The sequence below is a fragment of the Flavobacterium qiangtangense genome (assembly GCF_042658345.1).
GTDB lineage: Bacteria > Bacteroidota > Bacteroidia > Flavobacteriales > Flavobacteriaceae > Flavobacterium > Flavobacterium qiangtangense.
In genome coordinates this window covers 107,528-114,719 of record NZ_JBHSQB010000020.1, presented here as the reverse complement: position 1 = coordinate 114,719, position 7,192 = coordinate 107,528, and the positions used below count along the sequence as shown (strand labels likewise).

Genomic DNA, 7,192 nt, shown 5'->3' with positions numbered 1-7,192 from the left:
GAATTGCGTGTGCTGGCAAAAGAAAGGCCTTTCGCTGCCGGGAAAAATTACATATATATAAGGAAGGGGTTTTGTTTTCTGTTTTGGGGAATTGGCCTGGGGTTGCCGCGCAAATAAAAAGACAGCCCACTGGGCTGTCTCTACGGTATTGTTATTCGAAACGGATTGCCTTCACGGGCGAAATCTTGGTTATTATATAGGACGGGATCAGCAGCACGAAAAGACAGATGGCGACTGTTCCCAGATTCAGCAGGAGAATGTAAAGCCAGTCTAGGTGGGCTGGCGCTACGTTTACGTAATAACTTTCGGGGTTTAATTTGACTATACCGAATTGCTGCTGGATGATGATGAGCCCGATTCCGATGATGTTTCCCCAAAGGAGCCCTCGGATGATAAGATAAAATGCGTTGTAAAGAAATATTTTTCTAACCGACCAATTGTTTGCGCCGAGTGCTTTGAGAATCCCTATCATTTGGGTTCGCTCTAATATAAGCACTAAAAGCGCGACAACCATATTGATGGTGGCGACGACGATCATAATAATAAGGATGACGATAATATTAAAGTCGAAGAGCTGGAGCCATTCAAAGATGTTGAAATACTTTTCGGAGATTGTGACAGTGTCGAGCGTTTTTGAAGCGTCTTCTTTATTCTGGGTGTTTTGATAGATTTCGTTTCCTTTCTCTTCAATTTTCTTAAAGTCGTCAATAAAAACTTCGAAAGCACCGACTTGGTCTGGTTTCCATTTATTGATTCTTTGGATGTGACGAATGTCTCCTATTATATATGTAGCGTCAAATTCTTGGAAACCTGAGTTGTAAATTCCGGTGATCTCAAAAACACGAAGGTTTGGCAACTGGTTATTATCAGCTTTCATAAAATATGTATTGAACTTATCGCCTACTTTTAAATGAAGACGATCTGCCAAATATTTTGAGATGATAACTTGAGGATTAAGATTTTTTGAAACATCGGGCAGTTTTCCTTCGATAAGATATTCCTGGAGATTGCTCCAATTATAGTCTTTTCCGACTCCTTTAAATATAATTCCTTCGAAAGAAGTCTCGGTTCTTATAATCCCGGCTTTTGTCGCAACGGCCTGAATGTGGCTTATTCCTTCGACATTTTTAAACTTTGGATAAAAATCTTGATTTGTCGAAATTGGGTTAATACTAACCTCCGATTGATTGTCATCATAATTGGTGATAATAATATGTCCGTTAAAGGCCGACACTTTTTCGCGGATTTTTTGCTGAAGACCAATTCCCGTCGCTACCGAAACAATCATCATAATCATTCCGATGGCAATCGCTGCGATAGCAATTTTTATAATTGGTGCAGAAATACTACTTTTATGATTTTTAGCAACAATGAGTCTTTTGGCAATAAAATATTCTAAATTCAAGTTTTGATTATTTGATTTGAATCACAAATATACTGAAAGTTCTCTTGGCTGAATTACACAAATCTTTACAAATTAATCCTTACCTTATATATGAATATCATTTTAAAATCATCTTTTGCATTAATCGGCAGTTTGGCGATCGCTTTATCTTGCGGAAGTTCGAAACCTTTGAAAGGAAAAGAAATTAGCCAGAATCCAATAGAAAACAAAACGGCTAAAGACGAAACTATTGCTCCAATAAAAACGGGCGCTGACAATTCTGAAAAATATCTTTCTATTTTAAAAGGAAAGAAAGTAGGAATTGTGACAAATCAAACCGGAATTTTATCTGACAAAACACATCTGGTTGATTTTTTACTAGAAAAGAAAGTTAATATCCAAAAAATTTATGCGCCAGAACACGGATTTCGAGGAACAGCTGACGCAGGAGAATTGATTAAGGACGGAAAAGATACGCAAACCGGATTGCCAATCATTTCTTTATATGGCGACAATAAAAAACCAAAACCGGAGCAATTAAAAGAAGTCGACGTCTTGGTTTTTGACTTGCAAGATGTGGGCGCGCGTTTTTACACTTACATTTCTTCGTTGCATTATGTGATGGAAGCTTGTGCCGAAAATAATATTCCGCTTGTGATTTTAGACAGACCGAACCCGAATGGTGGTGTTGTGGACGGACCAATTTTAGAAAAAGAAAATACAAGTTTCATCGGAATGCATCCAATTCCTGTGTTGCACGGAATGACAATTGGCGAATATGGCCAAATGATTAATGGCGAAAAATGGCTCAAAAACGGAATCCAATGTCAATTGACCGTGATTCCGTGTTTGAATTATAATAAGGAAATGAATTATTCGCTTCCTGTAAAGCCTTCGCCGAATTTACCAAACGACCAATCGATCAATTTATACGCGAGTTTGTGCTTTTTTGAAGGTACAAATGTGAGTTTGGGAAGAGGAACGGAAAAGCAATTCCAGATTTATGGCTCGCCTTTTTTACCAAAAAGTGGTTTTAGTTTTACTCCGAAGCCAAATTTTGGAGCAAAAGATCCATTGCACAACGGAAAACTTTGTTATGGTGAAGATTTATCCGGAATTTCGAAAATTTCTGGATTGCAATTAAAGTGGTTGTTGAAAGCATACAATTCAACTTCCGATAAAAGTAAATTCTTTATTCCGTTTTTTACAAAATTAGCCGGAACTAAAAAACTCCAAGAGCAAATTGAAGCCGGATTGACTGAACCCGAAATCAAAAAAACGTGGCAAGTTGGTTTGGAGAATTTCAAAAAAATAAGAAAAAATTATCAAATTTATTAATTGTCATATTCGCAAATTTGCGTATTTTTAGATACAGGATTTTAATTAATTCTTACTAAACCAATAAACTGACCACCAATGGAAAAATCTCAAATGCTTTTAGACTATATGGACAAAATCCAGGAATTTTTCGAAATGATAAATTCTTATGTGGATATGGCCATCGAAATGTTTCACAAAGCGAAACATTTTGTAGAAAAAATTATAGAATATCTCAAACAAGGAATCGATTATGTCGTTGATTATTTCGGCGGAAGATTTGGTGAAGAAATCGAACTTCCTGAAGATTATATTTTTGTATAAAAAGAAAAGACCTTACTGAGTAAGGTCTTTTTTATTTTGGTTCGGTTTCAACTTCTTCACTTGCGAAAAGGTCTTTCTTAAAATATAATACAACACTAAAAGTATTATAAAAATGATCAGTGTCATTATCGAAACTTCCATCACTTTTGTAAATGTGCTGGAAACAATGACGTCTTGATCAGAAAATATTCCCAAAAGCGACATTGAAAAGGCAATCAAGAATAAAAGGAATATGATTTTACTGCGTTTCATAGAGTTCAGATTTATGATGCAAATATATTTAAAGTGGCATTCTCTTTTTCATTTCTTCTACAATATTATAAGCAGCCGGACAAATTGCTACATTTTGCAACGTAAGATATGAAATTTGCTGAAACTTTTTTCGATCTGTATGCGGGAATTCGCGACACGCTTTTGGGCGAACATCATAAATCATGCAATAATTTTCAGCGTCTAAAAAAGTACACGGAACGCTTTGCAAAACATAATCATTGTCTTCGTCAATTCTCAAATATTGGTCAATAAACTGCTGTGGCTTTTGACGAAAATGCTTCGAAATCCGCTCTACATCAGCGATTGTAAATAACGGACCAGTAGTTTTACAGCAATTCGCACATTTCAAACAATCTGTTTTCTTAAATTCACGATCGTGTAATTCTTGCATCACATAATCGATATTTTTGGGCGTCTTCTTTTTCAGCTTATCGAAATACTTTTTATTCTCGATATGCTTATCTTTGGCAAGCTTTACAAGTTCGTTTAATTGAGGTTTCAAGTTTAAAGTTTAAAGTTGAGTCGCAAAATTAGTACATTTAATTTTGAATGTTGAACTTGGAATGTTGAATTTTGAAATATAAACTATGAAAGACCTTTTTGGAAAAGCAATCCTGGATTATCAAACGAATAATTCTCCAGAAAATTTGATTACAGAAACCACTATTTCTGAGGAAGATGAAATGAGCGTGGATTACTTGTTCCGAAATTTTTCGGCAATGCCAAAGATTGAAAAAACGGCGCTTGAAATTTCAAAAGGAAAAATTTTAGACGTGGGTTGCGGTGCAGGAAGTCATACTTTGTATCTTCAGGAGGAAAAAAATCTGGAAGTGACCGCCATCGATATTTCAAAAAATGCGGTGGAAGCTTGTAAACTTCGTGGTATTAAAAATGTTTTGGTTCAAGATATTTTGACTTTATCCGAAGAAAATAAATTTGACACCATTCTTTTGTTGATGAACGGAACCGGGATTTTTGGGAAATTGAAAAATATACCGAAATTTCTTCAGAAGCTCAAATCGCTTTTAGCGGAAGGCGGACAAATTTTGATTGATTCTTCGGATATTATTTATATGTATGACGAAGACGATTCTGATGATTCAGAAGTTGGATATTGGATTCCGGGCGATGTCGATTATTATGGCGAAGTGGAATTCACGGTTTCTTATAAAAATGAAACTGAAAAACCATTTGATTGGCTTTATTTAGATTTCAACACCTTACAAAATGCTGCAAACGATAACGGACTGCAATGCAAAATGATTCAAGAAGGCGAACATTTTGATTATTTAGCTCGCCTTTTTGTGTAATTTAAATTGAAATCAGATTTGTAGTTTCAAGGATTTCCTGCAAAGCTTTGTACAAAATATCTAAATCTTCTTGAGAATTATATCCGTTTATCGAATATCTCAAATAAATTTTTCCGTTTAAAGGCATCACGGGAATTTCAATTTTATATTTTTCGAATAGTAATTCTTTTAGTGTAATTGGTTCTTCAGTATTGATTTGGATACTTGCCATTTGTCCTAAAAATTCTTCAGAGATTGGGCAAAGCGGTTTTGAATTTAATAAATCGCAAAAACGTTGGTAATTTTCTTGAACAATAACTTTGCTATTAGCTGAAACTTCTTTCCAATTGTTTTCTTCTAAAAAGTCGATTACTTTAGGCGTACATAAAAAAGCTGAAATATCTCGAGTTCCTTGATATTCGTGGTAATCTAAAAATTGACTTTCTGAAATTACAGCATTATCATAACCCCAACTTACAACCAGCGGATCAATATCGTTTTGAAATTCCTTTTTTACATATAAAAATGAGCTTCCTTTCGGCGAAAGCATCCATTTGTGCAAAGTTCCCGTGTAAAAATCTGGATTTAATTCTGAAATATTCAAATAAGTGTGACCCGGAACGTGCGCTCCATCAATGATCGTAATTAATCCTAATTCCTGCGCTTTCTCGCAAATTTCCTTAACCGGAAAAATTAATGCAGTTGCACTTGAGATTTCATTGATAAAAATAACTTTTGTTTTTGAGGTGTAACCTCTCCAAAATTCTTCTAGCAATTTTTCTTTAGAAACGATTGGTAACGAGATTTCCTGACGGATGTATTTTGCTCCGGTTTTTCTGCAGAAGAAATTCCAAGTTTTGTCCATTGCGCCATATTCTTGATTGGTTGAAAGAATTTCATCACCTTCCTGAAGATTCAAACTTCTGAGAATTGTGTTTACGGCAACTGTTGGATTTGGTGTAAAAAAGAAATCTTCGGGTGCACAACCGATGTATTTTGACAATCTTTGTTTTGCTTCTTTTAAATATGTCAGCGATTTTTTTACGATAAATTGAACCGGCTCATTTTCCAATTCTAATTGCAGTCTTTGAAATTCTTCAAAAATTGGTTTTGGACAAGCGCCAAATGAACCGTGATTTAAATAAGTAATCGATTGGTCCAAAAGAAAATTATTCTTCATATTTTTTTGAATAAAAAACCCAAACTAGAATTTAGTTTGGGTTAGATTTTTATTTATAACAGCAAATTATTCTTGCATGTATTTCATCATGATGCCTTGAAGTTCCATTCCCCACTCTTGACCAGCGGCCATAGATTTGGTCATAAGGTCTCCACTTCTTTCAGCCATCTTTTTTCCAACTGGTGAATCATAAAATTTAAGCATGTCTTTAATGTCTTGGTGCGTGTAGATTTCCATGTACACTTTGGCCATTTTATCATACAAAGAAGGAAGAGTTGCATCAAATTCTTTTGAAAATACTGCTTGTTTGTCTTGCGGAATTGAAGCCATAACTTGTTCTTTCGCAGATTTCATTGGTCCGGCTGCGCCAGAATTTTGGATTAACTTTAGAGCATCAGCTTTAAAAGCGTCTTGTGCAAAACTTAGTTGTGCAACAAGAATTAATGCGATGGTAAGTAATAATTTTTTCATTTTATTTTGGTTTATTGGTTAAGGAATATTCAAATATTTATGCGTTTGCAATGAAACGCGCCATTTTGGATTTTGCATTACATAATCAACAATCAAAGGCGTCATTTCTTCTTTTTTACTCCATTCTGGTTGCAAGAAAAGAATCGCATCTTTATTTACCAAGGCTGCTTGTTCTTCAGCGAAGATAAAATCATGCTTGTTAAAGATAATCACTTTTAATTCATGCGCGTTATCATAAACAGTCTGGGTTGGCAATTTTGTTTTCTTTGGAGAAAGTGTAATCCAATCCCAAGTTCCGGAAAGCGGATAAGCTCCGGAGGTTTCCATGTGGACTTTTAAATTTTGCTCTTTTAGTTTTTGAGTAAGCGGTCCCATATCCCAAGTTAATGGTTCGCCACCAGTTACCACAATTACATTTGATTCTCTTTTGGCGTTTTCAACAATTTTTTCAATTTCTGTTGGCGGATGTAATTCGGCGTTCCAGCTTTCTTTCACGTCGCACCAGTGACAGCCGACATCGCAACCTCCAACTCTGATAAAATAAGCGGCTGTTCCGGTGTGGTATCCTTCGCCTTGAATGGTATAAAATTCTTCCATTAACGGAAGCATTGTTCCTTTTTCAACGGCTGACTGCATTTCTTTCTTCAACATTTTCTTTAAAATAGTTTGCAAAGATAGTGATTTCGAATTTTAGATTTTAGATTTTAGATTTTAGATTGCAGATTTCAGTTTGCGATGGCCAGTGGTCAGTGTTCAGTAATCAGTTTGGAGAATGCAGATTTTAGATTGGGTTTGGAGATTTGAAATCTGTAATCTGTAATTTGTAATTTTAGTTTTCTGACCGCGGTGGTTCGGGAGTTTAAAGAAGGCCTAAAGTTTTTAACTAACCCCGATGCTGGAATTGTTTGAGCTCTAAAACCTGCCAGCGAAGCAGGTTTTAAGCGAGTTCCTGCA

General features: G+C 35.4%; 9 protein-coding genes. 3 read left to right on the top strand and 6 right to left on the bottom strand.

Going from position 1 to position 7,192, the window contains the following annotated elements:
• Positions 1-151: 151 nt before the first annotated feature.
• On the bottom strand, positions 152-1,405 hold the full coding sequence (locus ACFPVY_RS16655) for an ABC transporter permease (protein ID WP_379793288.1): 1,254 nt from the start codon (positions 1,403-1,405) through the stop codon (positions 152-154).
• A 90-nt stretch (positions 1,406-1,495) separates the two neighbouring features.
• Here ACFPVY_RS16655 and ACFPVY_RS16650 point away from each other — a divergent pair, with 90 nt between their 5' ends.
• Both ACFPVY_RS16650 and ACFPVY_RS16645 read left to right on the top strand, forming a co-directional pair.
• On the top strand, positions 1,496-2,722 hold the full coding sequence (locus ACFPVY_RS16650) for an exo-beta-N-acetylmuramidase NamZ family protein (protein ID WP_379793287.1): 1,227 nt from the start codon (positions 1,496-1,498) through the stop codon (positions 2,720-2,722).
• Positions 2,723-2,800: 78 nt separating this feature from the next.
• Positions 2,801-3,025: a hypothetical protein gene (locus ACFPVY_RS16645; RefSeq protein ID WP_379793286.1), complete on the top strand. Its 225-nt coding sequence runs from the start codon at positions 2,801-2,803 to the stop codon at positions 3,023-3,025.
• A 12-nt stretch (positions 3,026-3,037) separates the two neighbouring features.
• On the opposite strand, the gene ACFPVY_RS16640 is transcribed toward ACFPVY_RS16645, so the two are convergent.
• The gene (locus ACFPVY_RS16640; RefSeq protein WP_379793284.1) at positions 3,038-3,277 is read right to left on the bottom strand and encodes a hypothetical protein; all 240 of its coding nucleotides are present in this window, start codon (positions 3,275-3,277) and stop codon (positions 3,038-3,040) included.
• A gap of 28 nt (positions 3,278-3,305) precedes the next feature.
• Positions 3,306-3,800 (bottom strand): YkgJ family cysteine cluster protein, encoded by a 495-nt coding sequence (locus ACFPVY_RS16635; protein ID WP_379793283.1) that lies wholly within the window; start codon positions 3,798-3,800, stop codon positions 3,306-3,308.
• An 85-nt stretch (positions 3,801-3,885) separates the two neighbouring features.
• Between ACFPVY_RS16635 and ACFPVY_RS16630 the strand changes: the two genes are divergently transcribed.
• Positions 3,886-4,608 (top strand): class I SAM-dependent methyltransferase, encoded by a 723-nt coding sequence (locus tag ACFPVY_RS16630; RefSeq protein WP_379793282.1) that lies wholly within the window; start codon positions 3,886-3,888, stop codon positions 4,606-4,608.
• 1 nt (position 4,609) lies between these two features.
• Here the strand turns inward: ACFPVY_RS16630 and ACFPVY_RS16625 are convergent, their stop codons facing one another.
• The 3 genes from ACFPVY_RS16625 to ACFPVY_RS16615 all read right to left on the bottom strand — a co-directional run bounded on the left by ACFPVY_RS16625 (position 4,610) and on the right by ACFPVY_RS16615 (position 6,889).
• Positions 4,610-5,767, bottom strand: coding sequence for an aminotransferase class V-fold PLP-dependent enzyme (locus ACFPVY_RS16625; RefSeq protein WP_379793281.1), 1,158 nt, complete (start codon positions 5,765-5,767; stop codon positions 4,610-4,612).
• A 66-nt stretch (positions 5,768-5,833) separates the two neighbouring features.
• Complete coding sequence (locus tag ACFPVY_RS16620) at positions 5,834-6,238, bottom strand: DUF2059 domain-containing protein (RefSeq protein ID WP_379793280.1); 405 nt, start codon at positions 6,236-6,238, stop codon at positions 5,834-5,836.
• A gap of 18 nt (positions 6,239-6,256) precedes the next feature.
• Complete coding sequence (locus ACFPVY_RS16615; protein ID WP_379793279.1) at positions 6,257-6,889, bottom strand: 7-carboxy-7-deazaguanine synthase QueE; 633 nt, start codon at positions 6,887-6,889, stop codon at positions 6,257-6,259.
• Positions 6,890-7,192 lie beyond the last annotated feature (303 nt).

Excerpts from the sequence above, each read along its gene's own strand:
- ACFPVY_RS16650 (WP_379793287.1), top strand. The coding sequence starts at position 1,496 with ATGAATATCATTTTAAAATCATCTTTTGCATTAATCGGCAGTTTGGCG.
- ACFPVY_RS16645 (WP_379793286.1), top strand. The coding sequence starts at position 2,801 with ATGGAAAAATCTCAAATGCTTTTAGACTATATGGACAAAATCCAGGAA.
- ACFPVY_RS16640 (WP_379793284.1), bottom strand. The coding sequence starts at position 3,277 with ATGAAACGCAGTAAAATCATATTCCTTTTATTCTTGATTGCCTTTTCA.
- ACFPVY_RS16630 (WP_379793282.1), top strand. The coding sequence starts at position 3,886 with ATGAAAGACCTTTTTGGAAAAGCAATCCTGGATTATCAAACGAATAAT.
- ACFPVY_RS16625 (WP_379793281.1), bottom strand. The coding sequence starts at position 5,767 with ATGAAGAATAATTTTCTTTTGGACCAATCGATTACTTATTTAAATCAC.
- ACFPVY_RS16620 (WP_379793280.1), bottom strand. The coding sequence starts at position 6,238 with ATGAAAAAATTATTACTTACCATCGCATTAATTCTTGTTGCACAACTA.
- ACFPVY_RS16615 (WP_379793279.1), bottom strand. The coding sequence starts at position 6,889 with ATGTTGAAGAAAGAAATGCAGTCAGCCGTTGAAAAAGGAACAATGCTT.